The organism is Psychrobacter sp. D2 (genome assembly GCF_013608135.1).
Taxonomy (GTDB): Bacteria; Pseudomonadota; Gammaproteobacteria; order Pseudomonadales; family Moraxellaceae; genus Psychrobacter; species Psychrobacter cryohalolentis.
Genome location: NZ_JACDXZ010000006.1, coordinates 107,030 through 133,154 on the forward strand (window position 1 = coordinate 107,030; position 26,125 = coordinate 133,154).

Sequence of the window (26,125 nt, forward strand, 5' to 3'; positions counted from 1 at the left end):
AAAATGATTTAATCTGAAAAATCATCATGTATTAATTAGATTGCGTTGTACCGTACTTAGTATTGAAGTAAAAGTCGTAAGATGATTTTGCCGCTAGAGTAAATATTTTGGTTTTAATTAAACCATTATTACCGATAGCCACACTATCAGAAGCATAATCATTTGGCTTATAAAGTGGTGCAATCAGTTTTGAGTCGACTACGGCCCCTTTTTCTCCCTTCTTTTGAAGCATATCTTGCATTATGAAGTTATCAATAGAAAGGTTGGCGCGATTGGTTGCCGTAATTTTATAGGCAATACAGTTTCCAGGCTCAATATTATCAATAGGTTTCGTACTAAACCCACTATTAGGGTTGTCAGCAGCGGTATTGCTAATATTGGGGTAATCAATAGTCGCCGGACAGCTATTTACATATTGGTATTTTATAAGTACTAGAGCAGCATTTTCAGCAGCGACTCTACCAAAATTATTGGTATCATAAAAATATTTGTTCGTCACTAAATCCACTTGTTTTTTACTATTAGTAGTGCGAATAGGGTGTGTATTCGTACTGTTTTCTTCTGTCAAACAGACAGTGTTTTTGCCGCTCAGATTGGCAATGGGCGTTCTAAGTTGATATTGCCCAACACCAGTCATAGGTAAGTTTTCACTAGCGTAAACTATATCTGAGTTGTTGCAATCGACTAGTTTAATAGTACTGTTAGAAATTCCGCTTTCGGAGACGGTATCAAAAATACCGTTAAAGTAGCCAGAGTTATTGACTTGTGGATTGGTATTACCACCATTATCGTTAAATACTGTTCCTGAAAAAACATAATAGAGAGGTTCGCTTTCTACCCCGAAGCTGATCCATTCGTTATAGGTTTCTCCAACCACATCCGCTTCAATAGCACTATTACCTCTCATGATGCCTTCGTAAGTTAAGGTGACAGTCTTGGCATTCTTAACCGCAAGAACATAGTTGCTGTCCGCATTAGCGATACCATAGCTGACGTAGCTGCTATTATTAGCTATGACGTCGTTTACGTTCAATGCCCGATAAGTCGTCTGATTATTGGGACTGGTAGAGGTTTCTTTTAGAATATTGGTAAAGGTGGGCATAGGGGGCAAGGTACCTCTTTTTTGACCAGATGCAAAAGATACTTGTCCACTACTATTGGTAGTAGGCGTAAACGAGCTACTATTACCACTACCGTTAAGCGCAGTGATTCCGTAATAATATAAGCCGCTATCCCCACCATTTGAGCTATCGAAGCGTAGCTGTGGCAAGGTAACCGTATTGTTAGAGCTAAAGCTATTTCCAGCCAGTTTTTTACCCATAAAATAATCACCCATTGCATTATAGTAATAGGGGACATCTGGGTTGTTTTTGATGGTAGCTTGCGCAGGTAGACTAATTTGACTATTTTGGGTAAAACTTAACGTTTGACGTGCAATCTCTGAGTTACCACCCATTGAATAGCTGGCTTGACCAATTTTTATGGTATGTATAGAGGCGTTATCATTGGGCGTAATAGTAAAAGTGTACTTAAATTTATCTCTATCAATACTAGTATTAGAATCATTCCTGATCTCAATACCACTGGCACGCGTACCACTAGATGGTGTTATCTCAGCATTACTGTTATAACCAATATTTTCATTGCGCACCAAAGTAAAACGACCGGTAGCACCAGAACCTGCTGCGATATAGGTGCCAGAAGCACTACCAGTCGAAGCATTAGAGCTGGTCACCGTAATACTACCCATCTCTGCTGGTGCTGACTGTGCACTAAATGACGCAGCAATGAAAGTAAGCGTAAGACCTCTCTTTACCCATATCGAACAAGAAAATGAGATATTCAGCAAGGCGAAAAGGCGAGCGGTCATTCAGTATCCTAAAAAAAAGCAAATCATTTTATTAATTAAGGATAAATGAGATGTCAAATTCCGCAAGGCGCATCAATAGAGGCAATCACGCCGCCGCCTAGACAAACTTCCTCAATATAAAATACCGCTGATTGACCGGGAGTAACAGCACGTTGTGGCTCATCGAAAACGACTCGCACCTCAGAGCCGTCTTCATTGTTAGCAAATATGGTACAAGCTTGGTCAGGCTGACGATAGCGCGATTTCGCCATACAACGTAAGCCATCTTCGCTAAATATATCTGCAGGCGGTAAACCATCGACCCAATCGAGCTTATAAGCTTGTAGCTCATTACTCAGCATCATGGCATGCTCGTGACCTTGACCGACGATAAGACGGTTGTTATCTAAGTCTTTTGCGAGTACAAACCATGGTTCTTCAGGACGATCTTTCACTCCGCCAATACCAATACCACCGCGCTGCCCTAATGTATAGTACATAAGACCATCATGCGTACCGATAGTAATACCATCGTCAGTGACGATATCGCCTTTTTGTGCCGGCAAATACTGCTGTAAAAAGTCTTTAAAACGGCGCTCGCCAATAAAACAAATACCAGTTGAATCCTTTTTATTGGCGGTAATAAGGTCATGCTCTTCAGCGATTTGACGAACGACTGGTTTTTCGAGCTCACCAACTGGGAACAGGGTTTTGGCAAGCTTGTCACCGCCAACCGCATGTAAGAAGTAGCTTTGGTCTTTATTATTATCGAGCCCACGTAGCAATTGAGCCACTTCAATACCGTCATTATTCTTATAGTTCACACTGCGGCGGGTATAGTGACCAGTGGCGATATAATCAGCACCAAGCGTTAATGCATAGTCTAAGAATGCTTTAAACTTGATTTCTTTATTACATAAAATATCGGGATTTGGCGTGCGACCCGCTTTGTATTCCGCTAAAAAATGCTCAAAGACGCGATCCCAATATTCCATGGCAAAGTTGGCGGTATGCAGTTTTATGCCAATTTTGTCGCACACCGCTTGCGCATCTGCTAAGTCATCCATCGCCGTACAATATTCGGTACCGTCATCTTCTTCCCAGTTCTTCATAAACAGACCTTCGACCAAAAAGCCTGCCTGCTGAAGCAATACGGCAGACACAGAAGAGTCGACTCCGCCTGACATGCCAACAATCACATGCTTAGTGCTAGGATCATTGATATCGGCAAGCGTTAGAGGGCGATGGGCGTCAAAAGAAGCAGAAGCTGATGTGTTAGAAGCGTTTGGTATGGCTGACATAAAGCGGCTCAACTATTTATACGTTCTCCAAAATACATATTGACGCTAAAATTATGCAATGACTACCATGCGTAGTCTCAGCAGAACGACGTCAGCTTATCTTTTGGATTGGGTATTATGATAAAATAAGCGTCATATTATACCAGTTAATTGAAACTGGTGGCGAGCTATGGCATCTTACTGGCGGTAAAATCGCTTTAAAAATTTAGATAATGGTTTTCAATTATCCTAATCACCATTAATTTACTTGGAATGATAATGATAAAAATTGGTCAAGGTATTGATGTTCATGCGTTTCATAATAATGGTCAACAGCAGCAATATGTGGTGCTGGCAGGTGTGCCTATTGATCATACGCACAGCTTACTTGCGCATTCTGATGGTGATGTAGTACTGCATGCACTTGCTGACGCTTTGCTTGGCGCCTTGGCACTTGGCGATATCGGGCAACATTTTCCAGATACTGATGCGGCAAATGCGGGTTTAGATTCACGCGTACTACTTCGTTATGTGTATGGCAAAGTTTTGGCCGCAGGTTATATGTTGGGTAATGCTGATATTACCGTAATGTGTGAGCGCCCAAAACTGGCACCACATAATTTAGCCATGCGCGCTAACATCGCTAGTGATTTGCAAACCGATGTGGGTAATGTCAGTGTTAAGGCAACCACCACTGAAAAATTGGGCTTTACCGGTCGGCAAGAGGGTATTATGGCCAATGCCGTGGTATTATTGGTGCCGAATGCGCTTGGCGTTTAATTCTCAATAGTATATCAGTGCGTATGATTATGGCTGTCAGCTTTCCAAACTGCTTGCAATGTGGTTAAGATTGCCCCATGTAGCAGCCACATGATAAATTTAATGTTACCTGTCTTTTTTATAAATAGTTTTAATTAATAGGAGTTTTTATGAGTGAGCAAACCCCAAATACTGCTGCCAACGATATTGAACAACTGATTCGTAACCAAATCAAAGACAACAAAGTCATTCTATATATGAAAGGCTCACCGCAGTTCCCACAGTGTGGTTTCTCTGCCAAAGCGATTGAAGTCTTGACACAAATTGGTCGCCCATTTGCTTTTGTCAATATCTTAGAAAATCCAGAAATCCGCGCAACGTTACCACAAATTGCTAATTGGCCAACTTTTCCGCAGCTATGGATTGATGGTGAATTGATGGGCGGATCAGACATTATTTTGCAAATGTATCAATCAGGCGAGCTTAAGCCTTTGGTTGAAGCAAATAGCCCAGCTGCTTAATATCGATAGTACTTTATATTGACGTTTAATGCTTAAATATCTAAGTGGCATTAAAATGTTGATATAATTGACGTTCGAGCCTAAGTACCCAAATCCGAGTCGCCTTATTAAAGGTTGCTCGGATTTTTTATTTTTTAATATTGACAGTCAGCAAGTTCAATTGTTTTTGCCAGCTTTATCCCCATATAACTCTTAATATCGATATTCAATACCTCGAAACATTAAGAAACATTGAATCAATAATAAGAGAGTTCTATGACTAACGAATTAAATAGCCAAGCCACTCAAATACAAGATGCCGAGCAAGCTGCGATTGAAAAACGTCGCGAGCACTTAAAAAATGAATCCACGCGCATTATTGAAATCGCTGGCAATGAGCCACATTCAGCGCTTAAATGTATTCATCAGCTTAGCGTGGCAGGCGGCGCAACAGAAGCCACTTATATTGCGATTGAACAGCGTATCGTCGCGGATCAAGATGCTGCGGGCGCTTATCATTTGGCGTTATTGGCACAGAATACGCCAGATTTACCCATTGATGCGCGTCAACTTATTGAACTGGTCGTTAATAAAGGCGACAACCAGCAGCGTTTGGCATTACTAAAAAACTTGCCACTACCACCCGTTGAGACGATTAAACAGTATATATTGGCGAGTGATGATGGCGATGCGATTGGGCAGATGAATGCTTATTTACAGATTAACCCTGAAGGCTATGGCAGCCAACATATGCTGGCGAGTGGGCAGGCGGATCGTATTGTGCCGCTTAGTCCTGGCAAATAAGCCCTGACACATGAAAGTTGGGAATGAGCATTGGTAAATGCTATCAACGTTAATTAAAACTTCTTAATCGTTAATCTCAATAGTTTTTCGTATAACGTTTTTTAAATGATAAAAAATTGTTATAATTAATGGTTATCTATTCAGCTAATAGCGGCTTGTTCTATATTCTAGTTGCTATTTCTTTTTTAAATTCGACTGACACTTATCTACCCAGTTCCTGTTATTGAATAATAGCCTGTCGCTAAGCATAGCGTGATCAGTCAAGTGAGGCATTACATGCAATACCCAAAAAATTACGACGTGGTGGTGATCGGTGGCGGTCATGCTGGCACAGAAGCTGCTTTGGCGGCCGCACGTATGGGCGCGCAAACCTTGCTGTTGACGCATAATATTGAAACGCTGGGACAGATGAGCTGTAACCCTGCGATTGGTGGTATTGGTAAATCGCATTTGGTGCGTGAGATTGATGCACTTGGCGGCGCAATGGCACTGGCAACGGACAAATCTGGCATCCAATTTCGAGTACTTAACAGTCGTAAGGGTGCCGCTGTACGAGCCACTCGAGCGCAAGCAGATCGTATCCTGTATAAAGCCGCCATTCGTCATACGTTAGAGAATCAGCCAAACCTTGATATCTTCCAACAAGCAGCCGATGATATTCTAGTTGAAAACGGTCGTGCCACAGCGGTTGTGACTGCTACTGGTATTATTTTTAATACGCAAACGGTCGTGTTAACCTCAGGTACGTTTTTAGGCGGGGTGATTCATATTGGTCTTGAGAGCTCAAAAGGTGGTCGCGCAGGCGATCAACCTTCTATCAAGCTTGCTGATCGTTTACGTGAGCTGAAACTCCCTGTTGGTCGCCTAAAGACAGGTACGCCCGCGCGGATTGATGCGCGTAGCGTTGATTTTAGTGTGATGACGGTACAGCCGGGTGATACTCCGCTACCGGTAATGAGTTATATGGGCGATGTGTCCATGCATCCTGAACAGGTCAATTGCTATATCACTCATACCAATGCCCGTACCCATGATATCATCCGTGAAAATCTAGACCGCTCACCGATGTTCTCTGGCAAAATCGAAGGTGTTGGTCCACGTTATTGTCCATCGATTGAAGACAAAATCCATCGCTTTGCGGATAAAGACAGCCATCAGATATTTATCGAGCCAGAAGGCTTGACTACGCATGAGCTATATCCGAATGGTATCTCAACCAGCTTACCGTTTGATGTACAGTTAGAATTTATTCATAGTATGAAAGGCTTAGAGAACGCTCATATTACCCGTCCAGGCTATGCGATTGAATACGATTATTTTGATCCGCAAAACCTAAAACCAACGCTCGAAACCAAATCGATTGACCGCTTGTACTTTGCCGGTCAAATCAATGGTACAACTGGCTACGAAGAAGCAGGCGTACAGGGTTTATTAGCTGGTACCAATGCCGCTCTAGTCACTTGTGAAAACAATGAGTTTGATGTCTGGACACCACGCCGTGATGAAGCCTATCTTGGCGTGCTCGTTGATGATTTGATTACGCATGGCACGACCGAACCATACCGCATGTTTACCAGTCGTGCAGAGTATCGCTTATTGCTACGTGAAGACAATGCTGACCAACGTTTGACTGAAACTGGTCGTAAGCTTGGCTTAGTAGATGATGTGCGCTGGCAAGCGTATGAAGAAAAAATGGAAGCCATTGCTTCAGAAACCGCACGCCTCAAAGATATGTGGGCAACCCCTGCCAATGCATTGGGCAAAAAAATCACAGAGCAAACGGGCGAGGTGCTATCCAAAGAGGCAACAGCTTTTGATTTGCTCAAGCGTCCGCAGATTCATTTTGCTGATATCGCTGCCATCACTGATTCGAAAGTCGATGCCCAAGTGGGAGAGCAGATTGAAATTTCTGTCAAATATGCAGGCTATATTGATCGTCAGCAAGAAGATATTGATCAGATGAAGAGATTGGAGAATACAGCGCTACCAATAGATTTTGATTATAGTGTAGTATCTGGGTTGTCCAATGAGATTGTCCAAAAACTTGCGCAAGTCCGTCCGTCAACATTGGCTCAAGCGGGACGTATCAGTGGTGTCACACCGGCTGCTATCCAGCTACTAGCAATGACGGTCAAGAAACAGAAAAAAGTAAAAGCAGCATTAAACGCGTCATAATAATGTATCAATGACTTAAAAAATAGAAAAGCAAAAAGCCCATACCGAGAAGTCGTTATGGGCTTTTTTATTGCCAAAATACTACCGTTGTTAAAAGAAAGAGGTGTACTCACTTGTCTTGGTTGCTGCTTTCTCTTTATACTGGCTCTACGAATTACCAACTCTATTATTATTACTTATATCTTTTTTATTAATTTACCTCGCTATTGTCCATATTATGATGGGCTTGTCACTAAACTGAGCCTATTTATGATTGATGCCATTATTTTTGCTATGACCATCGTCTTGCCCAACCTTGCCTTAATGTGGTTAGGTTTTTTTATGAAAAGACGCGGTGAGGCGGATCAAGTGTTTATCGATCAGGCCTCCAGTTTCGTTTTTAATTATTGTCTGCCATGTCTGCTGTTTTTTAGTGTGGTCGATAGTGACGTTGATTATGCGAAGCAAGTGGTATTGATAGGCGCTGGTATTGTGGTGACCTTTATATTGTTTATCGGCTCTGAGCTCTATGCCAAGCGCTTTATCAGCGACCCTGCCAATCAAGGGGTTTTTGTACAAGGTATCTTTCGCAGCAATATGGCGATTATTGGACTGGCAACCGTTGCCAACGCCTATGGGACGACTGGCTTAAGTATTGGCGCGGTATATATGGGTGTGGTGACAATACTGTTTAATATCTTAGCGGTGATTACGCTCAGCCGAGTGTCTAAGAGTATAGAGGATACTTGGCTCAGTCGTAGTACCATGATTATTAAAAAGCTATTTACCAATCCGCTCATCATTGCACTCGTTGCAGCCTTTACTTATAAAGCATTGCCACTACCACCGATAGCGGGTGTGATTCATATCACCGGTGGGTTATTAGCAGCAGTTGCTTTACCGCTTGCCCTGATTTGTGCCGGTGCCAGTATTAATTTGAAGTCGATGTTGCATCCTTCTGGACTTTCTATGCAGGCAAGTATTGGACGCATTGTTATTGCACCGTTGGTTGCTATAGCGGTTGGTTTTGCTTTTGGCTTAACGGGCGTGCATATGGGCGTACTGTTTTTGATGGTTGCATCACCAACAGCAGCAGCAAGCTATGTGATGGCAAAAGCGATGGGCGGTAATGATATTTTAGCGGCCAATATTTTGGCATTTACGACAGTAGTTGGTATGTTTGGCATGGCGATTGGCGCAGCAATATTACGCGCTATGGGGCTGATTTAACCACTGCTTAATGGATGACTACATATTTATAAAACAGTGGTTAAATCAAAAGACAGTTATTAAGAATTTATCAAGCCCTGTTTAAAAAACCTCCTCATCGTTTAAGAAGGGGAGGTTTTTTTAGTTATACAAATGCTTCTGTTGGTTGTAAATCAAATAAATTAAGCTCAGAGACAAGCTCAAGTGAGCGCAAACGTGCTGCTTGGTCATAGATGTTTGCTGTCACAATCAGCTCATCGGGCTGATAGGTAGCAAGAAACGCTGTAAGCTTTGGCTTGACAGTTTCAACAGAACCGATAAACGATACCGACAACGCACTATCCACCATCATTTTCTCAGCAGCGCTCCAGATACTATCCATATCATGAGTAGGCTTTGGCATTTGACCTGTTTCACCACGGCGTAAACGCACAAAGCTCTGCTGTGCTGAGGTAAAGTGATAATGGGCGGTCGCATCATCGTCCGCAAGCAATAAATTTGCCCCTAGCATGACATAAGGCTTGTCTAAGTAAGCTGATGGTCTAAATTGCTCGCGATAAGCATTGATGGCTTGCCCAAGCATTTGCGGTGCAAAGTGTGAAGCAAACACATATGGCAATCCTAAGTGCGCTGCTAAGGTCGCACCAAAAAGGGAAGAACCTAATATCCAAATAGGAATATTGGATTTTGCACCCGGGAACGCTTGTACGGGGCTATCATCTGTGCCATTTCCCAAAAAGTACATCAATTCTTGCACATCTTGTGGAAAGCGATCAGCATCTTGCATCTGGCGACGTAATGCCTGAAAAGTTGCGCCGTCTGTACCGGGCGCACGACCCAAACCCAAATCTACGCGGTCGCCATATAATGCTTGCAGGGTACCAAACTGCTCAGCAATGACGAGCGGGGCATGATTGGGCAACATCACACCACCTGCGCCAATACGTATACGCTTGGTCTGAGCACCAATATGCGACAATAGCACTGACGTCGCTGCACTAGCGATACCGGGCATATTATGATGTTCTGCCATCCAATAGCGGTTTAAGCCGGATTTTTCGGCTTGCTGCGCTGTCTCGACGGTTTGGGCAATGCCTTCAGCGATGCTTTTACCTTCAGGAACGGGGGCTAAATCTAAGAAGGATAAAGGAATAGAGTTACTCATAAATCACCTGTTTTTAGATGCCATATGATTAATGGCAGTATTATTTATTATAAATTTATAAGAGCCTCAGCTTGCGTAGTTATTATTCAACTAGTGATATAAGTATCACTATGCAAGTCCTGAACGCTTTACCTCCTATATAATGGGGCGGTTAAATAAGATATAAAGGTCAGTATTCATGTCAATAACAAATCTTAATCATATGAGATATAGAGGATAAGGGCAGTTGGTTTAGTCAGACGTCGACTAGAAAAGAATAGTTCACAAGAAAAAGCATCATTATCTAAAAATAATGATGCTTTTATGAGTATTTTTAATTACGAGTACTTTGATCTTCTATTTATATAACTGACTTAATAATCAAATACTATAGTCACTCCTAAATAAAATAAGTACAAATATTATAACGCGCTACTAGTATAAATTTTTCTTGCTTGCTGTGCCTGCGCAGACAGAGGCGGCGCAAAACTTATACCAGTAGCACTGTGTTTGATTGATAGTGGATTGACTATAGCTACACGTATTAGTGAAAACAGCAGTCATTACTGACTGAACTGTTTTTGACACAGCTCCATAAACGCCCGTCCATACTGACGAATCTCTGCGTCATCACGTACTGCCATCCAACTGGTAAAACGTCCAAAATGGTCGACTGGAATGGCGGTTAGATTTTGATAATGACTTGGCTCAAATGCCATTTCTGCAATAATACCAATCCCTAAGCCAAGTCCAACATAGGTACTAATCACATCAGCATCAAGTGCTGCTAATACGATATCTGGCTCAAGACCGGCATCGCTAAAAGTCTTGTCAATGGCGCCGCGCCCCGTAAAACCACCGTGATAAGTTACGATTGGATAGCTGGCAAGGGTTGGTAAATCGATAGATTCTAGTCCTGCCAATTCATGATCGCTTGGCACGATGACACGATGCGTCCAGTCGTAATAACGATAGCAGCGCAGATAGTTGTTATGTAGCAAGGACTCGGTTGCAATACCAATATCGGCCTGCCCACGTATCACCATCTGTGCGATGGTTTCAGGATCTGCCTGTTGTAGAATGAGATTAACCTTAGGAAAACGCTCTTTAAATTCTTTCACGACTTCTGGTAAGACATAACGTGCCTGAGTATGAGTCGTGGCAATTGTCAATGTACCGACATTTGGATTGTTAAAGTCGAGGCTGAGGTTTTCAATCGTACGGATTTCGGTAAAGATAGACTCAATATGCGGCATGAGCGCCGTACCCATTGTCGTAAGCCCCGTTAAACGTTTGCCTTGACGCACGAACACTTCAGTTTTGAGCTGATTCTCAAGTGCTGCGATATGCTTTGAAAGACTTGATTGGCTGGTATGCAGTACCGTCGCCGCCTGACTTAAATTATAGCCATTGATTACGGTATGCCACACTGTCTCCAACTGTTTGAGTTGAATTTGCAGATGCCGCTGATTGACCACTACGTCGATTGCCATAAGTTAATCCCATTATATAAAGAGTCAGTCGTCTTTATAAAAGTTAAAACGCCCAAAAAACATAACAAGCGTGTAGTGTAAATCAAAGCTATTATTCTTGTATATAATAAATAGGTATCTATTTATACATATATGGAATATAGGAAAATCGCTTGAATAGTAGGCTAGATAGAAATCTAATAGGAGTAAACCAAAAAATTATAGCTTAATTTATATTTAAGAAAGGTTAAGATACATGTACTTACTAAGGAAAGCTATAGAGTATATCCGATATGCTCAATCAAGTAGTTAGTGGAAAAACATCTAGTCAATTTAAGCATTCTCAAGTACCATTATTCAATTTTGCAGCAAATGTCATTTTCTTTGTACAGAGCTAGGCAATTTTTTGTCCTTTTTTATCCTGATAGTCTCGATGTCACACTGCCAGTAGATAAAATTTTTGGATAAAAAGTAGCGCACTGTCGTATTTTTTGTCTAAATTTTTGGTGAGTCGTTATGTCTGCTGTCCAACCTATTCCGCCCAATTCTCCTATTGCCAAGAAGTCACTTAGCGAATCTTTGCAAGCTTATCTTGATCGGCGTTCACTTATCATGCTGTTCTTGGGCTTTGTCGCTGGCATTCCGATCTTACTAATTTTCTCTAGCTTATCATTATGGCTGCGTGAGGCAGGGATTGATCGTAGCGTAGTAACGATGTTTAGCTGGGCGGCGCTTGGTTATGCCTTTAAGTTTATCTGGGCACCACTGATTGATGCGGTGCCATTGCCAATATTAACCAAGATCTTAGGTCGCAGGCGCAGCTGGATTTTGGTCTCGCAGATTATGATTATTGCCGCTATCTGTATTATGGCGAGTGTCAATCCAGCGAATGAGGGCAGCCTAGTCCTGATGGCAGTAGGTGCAGTACTACTTGGCTTTTCATCAGCGACACAAGACATCGTTATTGATGCCTATCGCATCGAATTGGCACCACCAAGCCTACAGGCGGTCTTGTCTGCCATGTATGTGACCGGTTACCGTATCGGGATGATTGTCGCTGGTGCTGGGGCATTATATTTAGCCGATTACTTTGGTTCTACCGAGAGCTTCTATAGCTATGAGGCGTGGCGCAATACCTACTGGATTATGGCAGCGGTGATGGGCATTGGGGTTATTACCACCTTGGTGATTCATGAGCCGATTAGACAACAAGTGGTTGTTGAACGTAAAACGTCAGAATATACCCGTCTAGTATTAGTATTCGCTATATCAGTCATAGGTTTTGTACTGGTATTTGCTAATGCGGGCTTGGTCTTACCTGAGACAGAAAGTGTGTTCGCAGGCTTCTTAATCGAAGTAGTGCGTATGGTATCGAGTTTGGCAGCGGCTTTGATTATCGGTTACGGCTTAGTAAAAGCCAATCTTGTGGAGCAAGAGTTTGCTAAGACCACATGGATTGAGCCTATTGCTGACTTTTTCCGCCGTTACGGTAAAAAGGCGTTATTATTATTGGCGCTGATTGGTCTTTATCGTATCTCCGATATTGTTGCCGGGGTTATCTCTAATGTCTTCTATCAAGACATGGCATTCACTAAAGTTGATATTGCCAACGCCGTTAAATTGGTTGGTGTTGTCATGGCGATTGCTGGTGGTTTCTTAGGTGGTTTATTAGCACAAAAGATGCGTATCATGCGTGCAATGATGGTTGGGGCAGTCCTCGCCTGCGTGACCAACTTGTTATTTATTCTGCTGACATACCATCCTGGGAGCTTGCCGTATATGTATTTGGCGGTGATCCTTGATAACCTTGCAGCTGGTCTTGCTAGTGCTGTATTTATTGCCTTTTTATCTGCATTAACATCTATTCGATTTACTGCTGTCCAGTATTCAATATTTTCATCACTAATGACATTATTACCAAAAGTGGTGGGTGGTTATTCAGGGACTATCGTTGATAGCACCAGTTATCCCTTCTTCTTTATGTTTACTTTTCTAATTGGTATTCCTATTTTAGCGCTGATTTATTATGTTGATAAATATATCGTCATTGGTGACAATGATGATATTTATGGTGATGGCGGTGACGATAGTAATAGTGGCAGTAATAAAGGTGTTGAGTTAACCAAAGCCAATCCTAATTTAACCAATACCAATGAGCCACCGCGCGCGTCAGAGTAGGTTAGAGGTTATAAAAATAAAGCAGATATAATTATTAAGAGTCATTTATGACAGCGCAAAAAGCAGCAGACGTAACAGTATGGCAAATCAAGCAGCAAGCGATACAAATGGCGGAAGAATTATCTGTTCCGCCATTTTGGATAACGGATTGGCTGTTATATATCATTGATAAACCCGCGCTATTTTTAATAACGGATGATAGCTATCAGCTAAGTGATGTTGAGGTTGAGCGATTTAACACTGGTGTGACCAAAATGCAGCAAGGTATACCATTGGCTTATTTAACGGGTATACAGGCATTTTGGTCGCTTGATTTTGCCGTTAATGAACATACCTTAATTCCCAGACCCGATACTGAAGTTTTGGTTGAGCAAGTACTACATTGGATAAATATTGCCAATGAAGAGTTTGTGCCTAATGCTGCTAGCAATAAGCGTCTGCTTGATCTGGGCACGGGTTCTGGTTGCATTGCCATCAGTCTTGCTCACGAGTTAAAGCTGGCTCGCAAATTGGAACCAGTAAGCTGGCAAGTTGTTGCCGTTGATTTCTCGCTAGAGGCGCTAAAAATTGCTCAGCATAATGCGGTTAGTAATGCTGTAGATATCGAGTTTGTCCATAGTAGCTGGTATGATGCACTCTCTACTCAGGACGAACATTTATTCGATGTGATTGTCTCAAATCCGCCCTATATTGATGAGGCGGATGAGCATTTATCAGGTTTATTAGCAGAGCCAATTAGTGCTTTGAGCGCCCCTAATCATGGTTTGGCTGATATCGAACATATTGTCCATCATGCGCCGCAGTACCTAAAAGTAGGCGGGCTACTAGCGATTGAGCATGGCTTTGATCAAGGGCATGCTGCGCGCCAGTTATTTGCGGACAATCACTTCGATAATATACAAACGATTAAAGATTTTGGTGGGAACGATAGAGTGACGCTTGGGCAGTTTAATAAAAATAAGCGGCAATATTGAGTACTGGTAATCCATATGAGTAATGTAGAAACAGAAATATTGTTAGATGATGAGCTGCTGCGTTATGCGCGTCAAATATTGCTTGATGGCTGGGACATTGATGCTCAGCTACGACTAAAATCATCACGTGTCGTCATGATAGGCGCAGGTGGGCTAGGTTGCCCAGCTTCTGAAACCTTAGTGCGTGCAGGACTTGGGCATATTCACCTAATTGATGACGATGACATTGAAGCCAGTAATTTACAGCGTCAAACATTGTTTTTACCGGAGGATATTGGTAAACCTAAAGCTCTAACTGCTGCGCAAATGTTAATGCGTATCAATCCTTTAATCACAGCTCGCGGTACGATAGCGCGTTTGAGTGAAGACAATGCTTATGAGTTACTTGATATGGCGTCCGGTACGCCAGACCTATTGTTAGACTGTACAGATAATTTTGCTACCCGTGACATCATCAATCGTATTAGTGTGCGCTATCAGATTCCATTATTATCGGCATCTGCTATTGCGATGCAAGGGCAACTGGCACTATTTGAGCCAGATCTAAATACCGGCTGCTATCACTGCGTGTTTGGTTCGGTAGTACTGGATGCCGAGGCGGATGAACGTACGTGTGCTAATTCAGGGGTACTTGCCAGCACCACAGCTATCATGGGCAATCTACAAGCCAATGCTGCTTTACAATATCTAGGATTAACCAAAAATCCACTGACAAACAAACTGCTGATATGGGATGGTAGTCGGATGCAGCAACGCTTGATGGGATATCGAAAAGAGTCAGAATGTCCTGTCTGTAATAGCCTTTCCTAATTTCAATTAATGATTTTTTACCAATTATAATCGCCGATTCTCAAATATCCTTCTTATGACCACAGTTGTCTTTTATGAAAATTCATCGTCCGCATTTATTAAAACATACCTTTAATGTCGTTAATCGTGTTCGTCAAACAGCAAGTGTCGCTGGTTTATCAGCGCTTAGAGTGGCGAAGGGCGAAAAGCCTGATGCCATGCTGTTAAAAGAAACTTTTGAACAACTGGGTACGACTTATATCAAAATTGGGCAGTTTATTGCCAGTACGCCGTCATTATTTCCGCGCGAATATGTGCAAGCCTTTCAAAGCTGTTTGGATCAAACCACGCCATTGTCTTATGCTTATATCGAGCAAGTATTAACAGAAGAGCTAGCTGTTAATGGACTCACACTTGAAGAGACGTTTGCCTATATTGATTCAAAACCACTGGCTTCTGCTTCTATCGCCCAAGTCCACGCAGCGCGTTTGCATAATGGTGATGAAGTTGTCTTAAAGGTGCAAAAACCTGGCGTCGAAACCATTATGCAGACGGATTTGGGTGTATTGCATGGCGTGACAAAGCTGGTTGAATTGTTGATGCCTTCAATGAGATTTGCCAGCATTGCACCGATTATTGATGAGATTCGTTTGCGTATGCTTGCGGAGACAGACTTTATCGCTGAGGCACAAAATATTCGTGACTTTCAGCAGTTTTTGGCAGTATCAGGCAATACACGCGTGGTGGCACCAAAAGTCTATGAGGCGTACACTACCAAGCGTGTGTTGACCATGAGCCGCTTATACGGTGTCTCTATGGTAGATGAAACTTTGATGCGTCAATATTGTACTGATCCTGCCCAAGTGATGGCAGATACGCTCAATACTTGGTTTGCAAGCCTGATGCTGTGTAATAGTTTCCATGCGGATTTGCATGCGGGTAATTTAATGCTATTAACTGATGGACGTATCGGATTTTTAGATTTTGGTATTGTCGGTAAATTGAAGGCTGAAAGCTGGCGCGCTTGCATGGGAATGATGCAAGCCATGCAGGATAATGATTATTATGCGATGGCACGCCATATGATAGATATGGAGATGACACATGGTGGTAATCAGGTTGATGTGGTGGCATTAGGTGATGATTTGCAGCGTATGATGAAGACCATCATGGCAGAGGACAAAGCCTTTACCAGTGGTGTGCCTTTTAATACGAAAGAGCAGGCGGATGAGTTGAATACAATGATGCTGGAGATAGTTGAGGTCGGTAAGCGTCATGGTATTCATTTTCCGCGTGACTTTGCTTTATTGACCAAGCAGATGCTCTATTTTGACCGCTTTATGCGTACGCTTGCACCTGATATGGATATGTTTAGTGATCAGCGCGTGCAGATGTTGGGACAAGCAGAGAGAAATGAGCAAGAAAATCGTCCAACACTCAATGTTTCGTAGGATTAAATACTATATTCAATGCTGTTCTAATACTCGTTCATTTAACACAAAGGATTGTGTGCTTTTTGCCACAAAATGGCCCTGTCATGATGACTGCTCTCAAAAGCCGTGCTGTTATTACTATTACCAATGAAACAGCTGTTGCGTTGATTGGTATGTACTGTATGGCAGTAGTGATGGGGTTTGGACGCTTTTTATTTACAGCCACTTTACCTGATATTATGCTGCAATTGTCGCTATCCACGACCATTGCAGGCTGGCTGGCTTCAATCAACTATATTGGCTATTTTATTGGCGCGCTTATCGCGATGTTTGTGCCGCAGCGTTTAACATGGCATATGCTAATATTATGGACAATAGTTAGTGTCATTACTACCATTCTGTTGGTCGTGCCAAATATGTCATTAAATCTATGGTATGGCATTCGGCTGATATCAGGTATTGCAAGTGGTGTGGCGATGATTTTAAGCTCATCTTTGGTCATTCAAAGCTTCAGTCTTGAGCGCCGTTCAGTGCTATCGGCAGTACACTATGCAGGTATCGGCGTCGGTATCAGTGCCTCCGCAATATTGACGTGGTGGTTACTGACGCTTGGCTACCATTTCGACGTGATTTGGCTGATCGCTGGAATGATTAGCTTACCTGTTTTATGGTTGCTGTATGGCATACGTCCGTCTGCTATGGTTACTTTATCTGGTTCAACATCATCAAATCCAACATCAGTAAGCTCAGAAACACCCCAGAGTAATCATTATTCCTCGCTATATCAAACCTATATTAATTTTAAGCGTTCTTTATACGAGGCGCTAGCAGGTCATAGCAAGCCCATTGCATTATTGTTGACCAGTTATGTGCTGGCAGGCTTTGGTTATATTACATCGGCGACTTTTTTGCCGGTAATGGCAGCTCAGCGCTTGACCACTCAAAATTCTGCTGGACTGTCTATTTGGTTGGTGGTAGGTATCTTTGCCATGCTCTCAAACCCGATTTGGGGTGCTCTTGCCAAGCGTATTGGTGAAGTCAAAACCTTAATGGGCTTGACGTTATTGCAAGCGTTTGGCATGTATTTGCCAATAGGGTTTGATGGTGCTATTGGTTTATATGCTAATGCCATGATTTTAGGGTTAACCTTTGTGGGTATGGTCTCTATGACCTTGACGATTATTAAAAACATAAATCCCATCTACTCAAATCTGCTGATAGGACTGGCGACATTAGCCTATGCAATAGGGCAGTTCATCGGACCATTGGTAACGGTAGCGCTGGCGGGAGAGAATGATAACTTTAATGCAGGGTTGTTGGTAGCGGCTATAGGACTGCTGATAGGACTGGTTTTAGTATTCTTTTTCTGGCGTCAAACGAACCGACTGCAAAAAATAATCATTTAAGTGAATCACTTTAGTAGGATTAAACCATACTGCGGCTGAATACTTCTCGCAGCTCAAAGCTGGTATGAACTTGTGCCACGCCTTCGATACGATTTAACCGATGCAATAAAAATTCCTCATAGTGAGCCATATCGCGTACGCGTACTTTAATCAGGTAGTCCTCAGAGCGACCAGTGACGATACTACAGCTGATGACTTCATCGAAGCTTTTAACCTTGCGCTCAAACTGCTCAAAACGGTCGGCCGTGTGACGGTCCATACTGATAGCAATGAAAACTGCCAAGGGATAGCCAAGTTTTTGAGCATCGGTTTGAGTATGATAACCGGTGATAACGCCACTATCTTCTAAGCGCTTAATACGGCGCGCACAAGGGGTTGCCGAGAGATTAACGCGCTCGGCAAGCTCAGTAATGCTCATACGTGCATCGGTCTGCAATAAGCGCAATAAGCGTTTATCTGTGTCATCAATATTTGCAATTAACAGCTGATTAGAATGAGTATGTTGCATAATAAGTATTTTTATTAGTGGATTATGCCAATTATAGCGATTTATTTATCGTATTTCACTAATATAAGGTAAATATACTTATTATAAAGCCGATATTCACCTTATAAACTTTGTTATTATAATGGCATAAGTTCGTATTATCTCGTATGATAAAGCAGGATTTTGGCATTGATTGCCTCACTAAAAATACCAACCTAATGCCATCTAAGGATTGATTATGTCTGACCAAGCAACACGCCCTGTAGCGCCTGCCGCTGCAAAGAGCACACCAAAAAAAGCCGCTTTCGATTTCCGTAAATATCGCCCTTTTGCATTTGCGCCACTGTTGCCAGATCGCACATGGCCGAGCAAAACGCTAGAGAAATCACCGATATGGGCAAGTGTGGATCTGCGTGATGGCAATCAGGCATTGATTGATCCGATGACTATTGAACAAAAAATGCGTTTTTTTGAAACCTTGATAGATGTGGGTTTTAAAGAGATTGAAATAGGTTTTCCCTCAGCGGCACAAGTCGAGTTTGATTTTGCTCGTAAATTGATTGAAGAAAATCATGTGCCTGATGACGTGACTTTGCAGGTATTGGTACAGGCACGTGAGCATTTGATTGCTCGTACTTTTGAATCCTTAAAAGGCGCTAAACGAGCCATCGTTCATGTTTATAACTCAACTTGCCGTATTCAGCGCGAAAAAGTATATGCTAAAGATAAAGCTGAAATCAAAGAGATAGCTGTCACTGGTGCTAAATTATTGGTTGAATATGCTGCTAAATATCCAGAAACAGAATGGGTATTCCAGTATTCACCTGAGAGCTTTAGCCAAACTGAGACTGAATATGCAGTTGAAGTCTGTGATGCCGTTTGTGATGTTTGGCAGCCCGAGAATGGTCAACAGGTAATCTTAAACTTACCTGCGACGGTTGAGGCGTCAATGCCCAATGTATTCGCTGATCAAGTCGAGTATTTTTGTCGTAATCTTGCCAAGCGTGAGCATGTGACTATTAGCTTGCATACGCATAATGACCGAGGCTGTGCGGTGGCGGCGGCTGAGCTTGGTGTGCTTGCTGGCGCAGATCGTATCGAAGGCACCTTGCTTGGTAATGGCGAGCGTACCGGCAATATGGATATCATGGTCATGGCGATGAATCTGTTTAGCCAAGGTATCGATCCTGAGCTTGATTTTAGTAACATGAGTGAGATTGTACAAGTCGTTAGCGAATGCAATAACTTGCCTCTGCATCCACGTCATCCTTATGTGGGTGAGCTTGTATTTACTGCCTTTAGCGGCTCGCACCAAGACGCGATCAAGAAGTGCCTCGACTATAATGAGAAGCATGTGGAGAAGACAGAAAACGTCTGGGATGTGGCATATTTACCAATTGATCCTGCACATATTGGTCGCAGCTATCAGGATGTGGTTCGTATCAATAGCCAGTCTGGTAAAGGCGGTGTGGCTTATATCTTGCAGCGCAACTATGGCTTTAATTTGCCACGATGGATGCAAATTGACTTTAGTGGTGTGGTACAAAAACAAGCTGAAACCACGGCTCGTGAATTGCAGAATGATGAAATCTTACAGACCTTTGAAGACACTTATTTACAGCAAGGCAGTTTTGAGCTGTTAGATTACACGGTCAATAATAAAGGCGGGGAGGTCTACTTTAACGGTCAAGTTCAGATGAATGGCGATACCATCACTATAGATGGTGGTGGTAATGGGCCGTTATCATCGTTTATCGATGGATTGGCGCAGCATACAGGCAAATCAATCCATGTCATTAATTACGCTGAGCATGCAATCAATCCGCAGCATAATAGCGGTGATGGTATCAATGATGATAACAATAGAGACAATAAGACAAATGCCAATGCTGCTGCTTATATACAGCTAAATGTAGATGGTGAAGTTTATTCCGGTATCGGCACTTGTAGCAGCACGGTATCAGCCATGCTAAAGGGCGCATTGTCAGCCTTTGCTCAAGCAGTTGGTATCGCTGCTGTTTAATAACTAAGTACTTAAGAATTTAAATATTTAGGTATATAAGTTTACGTTTCTATAAGTATAACGTCATGGCTCATTGCGATAAGCAAATCAGAGCCATGGCGTTATTTTTTATGTTTGGACCTATGTTTGGACCTATGTTTGAAACTCAGTAATTAGAGATCTTATTGAAATGCTTACCACTGAGAGGTTAAAGCCTAATAGCATAATGTTACTTGTGTTTTCGGTGACTAAGACTTACGCTAATGTACATAGCATTCATTATTATAATAGTATAAATAACAAGGTTAATTATGGAACCTCTCTCATTTGCTTCATTTTCATTAGCCGCTATTTTGGCATCATTGCCAGTAAATGGCGAAGCAGTTAGTAAGCCGACCATTACCACACATATTAGTCCTGCGATTGCTGGACAGTGGGAGATCGATTTAAACAGTAGTATCACGATGACCAAAGAAGCTGAGGCGCGGCAAGCAGCGTCAAAAGAGAAGAGTCAGATTAAAAGTAATGAACCTAAAGTCGACGCCGGTGCAGGACTATTGACACAAAACGAAAAACGACTCATTAATATTCAAGCAGATACCAGCAAAAAACTCATTGCATCAGCAAAGAAATCTGCTCAGTGCCGTGAGCTTTACAATTTTGCTGCTGATAATGAAATGTGGTCAGTCAGTGGCAAAGAGTGGACTTATGGACGTTATTTGATTACGCACCGTGAAGAGGGGCTACCTATCATTGCTATTAAAACCGTTTACGATAACAATGAAGTAGATTGCTCCGGCAGCCAGATAGATCAGAGCAATGAGGCGTTGATTGCCTTTTTAAATCATGATGGCAATCAAATGCAGTGGTGTGCTGATCCTGATGGCAAAGAGTGCTTTATGAACTTTAATAGAATTCTGCCATAATAATGGTTTTTCGGTGACTTTGCTTTAGCTTTAATTACAATCATCAATAAAAAAACCGCTATCTGCATGGATAGCGGTTTTTTTATTGAGAACAAATCTTTAGGATAACAATATGTGATATCAATATTTAATCAGTTCACAAGTTGGCTTTTTCTTTATTAGCAGTTAACAATTCTCTTTCAAGATAATGAATATTCTGTGCTTCATGAACAAAATTATCATCTGATAAGATTACATCACGATGCATCGGGATATTTGTTTTGATACCTTCGATAACCAACTCATCAAGTGCCTGTAGCGTTTTAGAAATCGCTTGCTGACGGGTTTGACCATGACAAATAAGCTTACCAATCAAAGAATCATAGTAACTTGGAATCTCATAGCCAGGATATAGATGTGAGTCAAAGCGGATACCAGCCCCACTAGGCGAATACAGCTGAGTAACCGTACCAGGTGATGGCATAAAGGTCACTGGATCTTCAGCATTGATACGACATTCAATCGCATGACCTTGAATTTCAATCTCACTTTGGCGATACGATAAACCGTAGCCGGCTGCGATTTTTAACTGTTCAACGACCACATCAATGCCTGTAATCATCTCAGTAATAGTATGCTCAACTTGTACGCGAGTGTTCATCTCAATAAAGAAATATTCATTATTTTCAAATAAAAACTCAAAAGTACCAGCACCGCGGTATTTGACCAGCTTACATGCTTTTACACAAGCATCTAAGATAGGCTGACGTACATCATCAGGAATATCAGGGGCGGGGGCTTCTTCTAAAACTTTTTGATGACGACGTTGCAATGAGCAATCTCTGTCATATAAATGAATGGCATTACCATTACCATCGCCAAGTACTTGTATCTCTACATGTCGCGGGTTTTGGAGATAACGTTCCATATAAACCGTGTCATCACCGAACCACAATTCAGCTTCTTGCTTAGCCGCTTGCACTTGACCGATAATTTCTTCAAAGCGCTCAACCACACGCATACCACGACCACCGCCACCCGCTGCCGCTTTAATCAACAAGGGAAAACCGATATTGCGCGCTTGCTCTTCAGCATTGTGTAGCGTCACAGCACCTACTGAACCAGGTACTGTCGGCACACCCGCTTTTTTCATAGCATTGATCGCGGAAACCTTGTTGCCCATCAGACGAATATGATCTGCAGTAGGGCCTACAAAGGTTAATCCAGCTTCTTCAATACGTTCAGCAAATTCAGCATTTTCAGCCAAAAAACCATAACCGGGGTGAATGGCATCAGCGCCAGTAATCTCAGCAGCAGTCAAGATAGTATTGATATTTAGATAGCTTTGATTGGCATTAGGCTTGCCGATACAAATGGCTTCATCAACAAAGCGTAAGTGCATCAAATTGGCATCAGCCGTAGAGTAAACACCAACGGTTTGAATACCAAGGGCTTTACAAGCGCGAACGATACGTAGAGCAATCTCACCTCTATTGGCGATGAGCAGTTTTTTTATCATGGGGTCATCCTTATTGAAGCGGCGTTTTTTAATGGAGTCACTATATTCAGCAATATCAAAATTTATTATTAAGCCTAGTGATTATCTAACTTTAAAATCTTTAAGCTAAAATAGCCTAAGCATAAGTTGATATTGCTTGGTAAATAGCACGCTCTCCATCAGAACGAAGTAAAGGTTGGCAAATCTGGTTACGCTTTATAGCGTACGATAGGCTGACCAAACTGTACCACTTCAGAATTAGTGACCAAGATCTCATCAATAACACCACTTTGAGTCGCCTCAAGAGGATTCATAATTTTCATCGCTTCAATGATGCCGAGCGTATCACCAGCTTGCACTTTTTGTCCAACCTTTATAAATGGTGGATCATTAGGGCTAGGGGCTGAGTAATAAACGCCAACCATAGGTGATGTCTCAACACTACCTGCTTTCATCGCAGGCTGCGATTCAGTAGTATGAGGTGTAGCAGCACCAGCAGTAGGTGCAGCCATCATCGTTGGCGCCGGCGCATCATAGTGACGAGTCAAACTGATATGCTCGTCATCTGAGCTTATTTCCAAATTAACCAGTTCGCTTTCTTCCATGAGTGCAATGAGGGTGCGTATTTTTTCAATATCCATAATTGTATTTTTGCCTTGTAACAAATTCGAGAAAAATAGTGTAACTAAATATTGTGTAGATAATTGCTAATGATACCTATATTCACGGCAATGAGCAATCGATGTACAGTTGTTAACTGAGTTTTTTTACATATTATGACGTAAGCGCTCGTTTGAGTAAGAATTTATCATAGTCTATGTGACTTGCGAGCGCCAGTGATGATTATTACAGATAACATTTAGATAAACTTGTGTAAACCTAGTCTTATTATTATCCCCACATTGCCAGCAATCTCTTTTGTTGGTAGCGCAAACGTATGGTAAGTAAAATAGACGATAAAAATAACCCTGTAATTAAAGCCATCCAAAAACCTTGCGCCCCAATATCAGTAAAGCGTACTAGATAAATACCAAGCGGCAGTGCCACTATCCAGTAGCAAAATAGGGTAACCCACATCGGGATTGTAGTATCTTGCATGCCCCGTAATATGCCTGCGACATTGACTTGCCAGCCATCAAATAGCTGATAAGCAAGCGCAAAGATGAGCAAATGCATGGCTTGAGCTCGTACTACAGGATTGTCAGTGAATGCCGCTGCTAATTGTGGTCTAAATAGCCAAACACCAATCATACAAGCAAATGCAATCAGTACCGTCCATATAAGACCGGTTGCTTGTACTTGACGCAGTGCCATTAGGTTTTTTTCACCAAAGCGGTTGGATACCATAATGGTCAGTGCCATCGCGACCGAAATTGGGATCATAAACAACTGCGAGGTCACTGATAGGGCGACTTGGTGCGATGCGGTTGCCAGCTCACCCAATGGACTAATCACCAGTGCGCCTAAGCTAAATAGACTGGCTTCAAAAAAGATAGAGACGCCAATCGGAATACCAAGCTTGAGAAGTTTTTTTATCTGTGCCCGATTTGGGCTGGCAAAGGCATAAAAAAAGCGCGTACTGGCAAATTGCTGACGCTTAGTAAAGCTGGTATAAGCGGCTAATAATAAGACGTTAATCCACAAAACGATAGCAGTTGCTACCCCGCAACCAGCGCCACCCATCTCAGGCATGCCAAACAAGCCATGGATAAAAATATAGTTGAGCGGGATATCTGCAAGCAGCCCTATTATGCTAATAACTGTCACAGGCTCTGGTCGACCAAGCGCTTCACAGTAACTACGCAGCACCGCATAAACGGCAATTGCAGGGAAGCCAAATGATACGCCATGCAAATACTGAGTTGCTATCGGTTGTATATTTTCAGGAACACCCATGAGGGCAAGTACATTGGGTGCTAGGTTGACAATGATAAAACCAAGGATGCCGATGACACCAGCTGTCCATAATGACTGCTGCGTGATATGTGGTACTTTATCGAGTTGGTTTTGACCAATGGCTTCACCGATCAGAGGCGTAGTCGCAATCAAAATACCTGTTGCTAATAAAAATAATGGTAGCCAAATACCTGAGCCGACAGCGACAGCAGCCAAATCAAGTGCCGAAACTTGACCTGCCATAATGGCATCGACAACACCAAGCGCTGCTTGACAAAACTGGGTGATTAAGATGGGCAGCGCGAGTATACCTAAGCGTAAACTGTAACTTTTAAAATCTACAAAAGACAACGGGAAAACCATAATGAGCAACTTTTATTCTTTACAATAATTATTTTTGATAAACAAATTTTACTAATGAACAAACACAGCCATTAATAAATCAATAGCGAGACAGTAAAATAGGAGGTGTGCGACGATAATACTCCGATAAATAATATGAGCAAGTCCATTTTTAATAAGACTAGGCATGCAGAGTGAAAAAAGAATCACTGATGCTAAAATAAAAATAACCCGTCAATTCAAGTGATGAAGTGACAGGTCATAAGTTAATAGAATGATAAAGAAGTTAGGCTATAATGTAAATATTTTAGAAAGGTTTGATAAGGGTCGTATTTATAGGTGTACTCAGCCCTTAATAGAAGAATTAAACATCAATTTTGGTGCTTGTAAGCCAGAATTATTCATTCAATAGAGTCAGTATCTTCTGACAGTAAATTAAGATTTTCTGCAATATCCATGATTGCATACCAGTGTTTAGGCTCAAGCGGTATGATGGTCAATTGCTCACAGCCTTTTCTCAGTAATAATGAGTCCTCGAGCGCGGGCAGAAACTTTAGCTCTGACAGTGGTAATATATTGTTAAAAGCTTGATTGAAAGTCACATCCACCATATACCATCGCGGATTCTCTGCGGTGGCTTTCGGGTCGTAATGCCGGTGTTCAGGATGAAATTGAGTAATATCAGGATAGCCAGCTTGACTAATAGTCACGATACCAGCAACGCCAGAGGGTTTAGCACTAGAGTGGTAAAAAAACCCCTTGTCACCTACTTGCATATCATCACGCATAAAATTGCGGGCTCGGTAGTTACGCACGCCATCCCACATCTCTGTTCCTGCACCTTCTAAGTCTTTTATACTAAAACAGCTTGGATTAGATTTTATAAGCCAATATGCCATGGTTTTTATCCTTTTTATATAGTCGGTTATTTATAATTATTTTATATAATAATGATGATTCTTAGTTATTTTGCCTATAACTAAGAATTTTTAACATGAGCCTTCGTTGCTGGTTTTGTTATCGATAGAATTTTCTTGAAGTTAG

General features: G+C 42.0%; 21 protein-coding genes. 12 read left to right on the forward strand and 9 right to left on the reverse strand.

All coding sequences use genetic code 11. From position 1 onward, the window contains the following. Positions 1-31: 31 nt before the first annotated feature. Both H0262_RS09145 and mnmA read right to left on the reverse strand, forming a co-directional pair. Positions 32-1,870 carry a hypothetical protein gene (locus H0262_RS09145; RefSeq protein WP_181210546.1) on the reverse strand — a complete coding sequence of 613 codons (1,839 nt, stop codon included), beginning with the start codon at positions 1,868-1,870 and terminating at the stop codon, positions 32-34. Between the two features lie 53 nt (positions 1,871-1,923). After that, complete coding sequence (gene mnmA / locus H0262_RS09150; protein ID WP_181210547.1) at positions 1,924-3,150, reverse strand: tRNA 2-thiouridine(34) synthase MnmA; 1,227 nt, start codon at positions 3,148-3,150, stop codon at positions 1,924-1,926. Positions 3,151-3,402: 252 nt separating this feature from the next. On the opposite strand from mnmA, the gene ispF reads away from it, so the two are divergent. The 5 genes from ispF to H0262_RS09175 all read left to right on the forward strand — a co-directional run bounded on the left by ispF (position 3,403) and on the right by H0262_RS09175 (position 8,576). Further along, the gene (gene ispF, locus H0262_RS09155; protein WP_133104219.1) at positions 3,403-3,909 is read left to right on the forward strand and encodes a 2-C-methyl-D-erythritol 2,4-cyclodiphosphate synthase; all 507 of its coding nucleotides are present in this window, start codon (positions 3,403-3,405) and stop codon (positions 3,907-3,909) included. A gap of 149 nt (positions 3,910-4,058) precedes the next feature. Next, the gene (gene grxD / locus H0262_RS09160; RefSeq protein WP_011280514.1) at positions 4,059-4,409 is read left to right on the forward strand and encodes a Grx4 family monothiol glutaredoxin; all 351 of its coding nucleotides are present in this window, start codon (positions 4,059-4,061) and stop codon (positions 4,407-4,409) included. A 255-nt stretch (positions 4,410-4,664) separates the two neighbouring features. Then, positions 4,665-5,192: a hypothetical protein gene (locus H0262_RS09165; RefSeq protein ID WP_149408418.1), complete on the forward strand. Its 528-nt coding sequence runs from the start codon at positions 4,665-4,667 to the stop codon at positions 5,190-5,192. 276 nt (positions 5,193-5,468) lie between these two features. Further along, positions 5,469-7,367: a tRNA uridine-5-carboxymethylaminomethyl(34) synthesis enzyme MnmG gene (gene mnmG, locus H0262_RS09170; protein WP_020443354.1), complete on the forward strand. Its 1,899-nt coding sequence runs from the start codon at positions 5,469-5,471 to the stop codon at positions 7,365-7,367. Between the two features lie 249 nt (positions 7,368-7,616). Next, on the forward strand, positions 7,617-8,576 hold the full coding sequence (locus H0262_RS09175; RefSeq protein WP_011513488.1) for an AEC family transporter: 960 nt from the start codon (positions 7,617-7,619) through the stop codon (positions 8,574-8,576). A 124-nt stretch (positions 8,577-8,700) separates the two neighbouring features. Here H0262_RS09175 and H0262_RS09180 read toward each other — a convergent pair whose 3' ends face one another. Then, positions 8,701-9,720, reverse strand: a complete 1,020-nt coding sequence (locus H0262_RS09180) for an LLM class flavin-dependent oxidoreductase (RefSeq protein WP_181210549.1) — start codon at positions 9,718-9,720, stop codon at positions 8,701-8,703. Positions 9,721-10,262: 542 nt separating this feature from the next. Beyond that, positions 10,263-11,192: a LysR substrate-binding domain-containing protein gene (locus H0262_RS09185; RefSeq protein ID WP_011513490.1), complete on the reverse strand. Its 930-nt coding sequence runs from the start codon at positions 11,190-11,192 to the stop codon at positions 10,263-10,265. Between the two features lie 495 nt (positions 11,193-11,687). Here H0262_RS09185 and H0262_RS09190 point away from each other — a divergent pair, with 495 nt between their 5' ends. From H0262_RS09190 to H0262_RS09210, 5 genes are all read left to right on the forward strand, one after another. Continuing rightward, positions 11,688-13,349, forward strand: a complete 1,662-nt coding sequence (locus tag H0262_RS09190; protein WP_181210550.1) for an AmpG family muropeptide MFS transporter — start codon at positions 11,688-11,690, stop codon at positions 13,347-13,349. Between the two features lie 47 nt (positions 13,350-13,396). Continuing rightward, positions 13,397-14,323: a peptide chain release factor N(5)-glutamine methyltransferase gene (gene prmC, locus H0262_RS09195; RefSeq protein ID WP_181210551.1), complete on the forward strand. Its 927-nt coding sequence runs from the start codon at positions 13,397-13,399 to the stop codon at positions 14,321-14,323. 15 nt (positions 14,324-14,338) lie between these two features. After that, positions 14,339-15,133, forward strand: a complete 795-nt coding sequence (locus tag H0262_RS09200) for a HesA/MoeB/ThiF family protein (RefSeq protein ID WP_181210552.1) — start codon at positions 14,339-14,341, stop codon at positions 15,131-15,133. A 74-nt stretch (positions 15,134-15,207) separates the two neighbouring features. Then, complete coding sequence (locus H0262_RS09205; RefSeq protein ID WP_181210553.1) at positions 15,208-16,563, forward strand: AarF/ABC1/UbiB kinase family protein; 1,356 nt, start codon at positions 15,208-15,210, stop codon at positions 16,561-16,563. Between the two features lie 86 nt (positions 16,564-16,649). Continuing rightward, positions 16,650-17,951, forward strand: coding sequence for a YbfB/YjiJ family MFS transporter (locus H0262_RS09210; RefSeq protein ID WP_133104229.1), 1,302 nt, complete (start codon positions 16,650-16,652; stop codon positions 17,949-17,951). Between the two features lie 19 nt (positions 17,952-17,970). On the opposite strand, the gene H0262_RS09215 is transcribed toward H0262_RS09210, so the two are convergent. Then, positions 17,971-18,459 carry an Lrp/AsnC family transcriptional regulator gene (locus tag H0262_RS09215; RefSeq protein ID WP_181210554.1) on the reverse strand — a complete coding sequence of 163 codons (489 nt, stop codon included), beginning with the start codon at positions 18,457-18,459 and terminating at the stop codon, positions 17,971-17,973. Positions 18,460-18,676: 217 nt separating this feature from the next. Between H0262_RS09215 and leuA the strand changes: the two genes are divergently transcribed. Together leuA and H0262_RS09225 are read left to right on the forward strand one after the other, a co-directional pair. Further along, positions 18,677-20,461: a 2-isopropylmalate synthase gene (gene leuA / locus H0262_RS09220; RefSeq protein WP_181210555.1), complete on the forward strand. Its 1,785-nt coding sequence runs from the start codon at positions 18,677-18,679 to the stop codon at positions 20,459-20,461. A 290-nt stretch (positions 20,462-20,751) separates the two neighbouring features. After that, the gene (locus H0262_RS09225; protein ID WP_181210556.1) at positions 20,752-21,366 is read left to right on the forward strand and encodes a hypothetical protein; all 615 of its coding nucleotides are present in this window, start codon (positions 20,752-20,754) and stop codon (positions 21,364-21,366) included. Positions 21,367-21,502: 136 nt separating this feature from the next. Here the strand turns inward: H0262_RS09225 and accC are convergent, their stop codons facing one another. From accC to H0262_RS09245, 4 genes are all read right to left on the reverse strand, one after another. Beyond that, entirely contained in the window at positions 21,503-22,864 is a 1,362-nt protein-coding gene (gene accC / locus H0262_RS09230; protein WP_020443367.1) for an acetyl-CoA carboxylase biotin carboxylase subunit, read from the reverse strand. A 188-nt stretch (positions 22,865-23,052) separates the two neighbouring features. Continuing rightward, the gene (gene accB / locus H0262_RS09235) at positions 23,053-23,484 is read right to left on the reverse strand and encodes an acetyl-CoA carboxylase biotin carboxyl carrier protein (RefSeq protein ID WP_011513500.1); all 432 of its coding nucleotides are present in this window, start codon (positions 23,482-23,484) and stop codon (positions 23,053-23,055) included. A 250-nt stretch (positions 23,485-23,734) separates the two neighbouring features. After that, a complete protein-coding gene (locus H0262_RS09240) occupies positions 23,735-25,102 on the reverse strand; it encodes an MATE family efflux transporter (RefSeq protein WP_011513501.1) in 1,368 nt (455 codons plus the stop codon). 380 nt (positions 25,103-25,482) lie between these two features. Then, positions 25,483-25,980, reverse strand: a complete 498-nt coding sequence (locus H0262_RS09245) for an EVE domain-containing protein (RefSeq protein WP_181210557.1) — start codon at positions 25,978-25,980, stop codon at positions 25,483-25,485. Between the last annotated feature and the right edge of the window lie 145 nt (positions 25,981-26,125).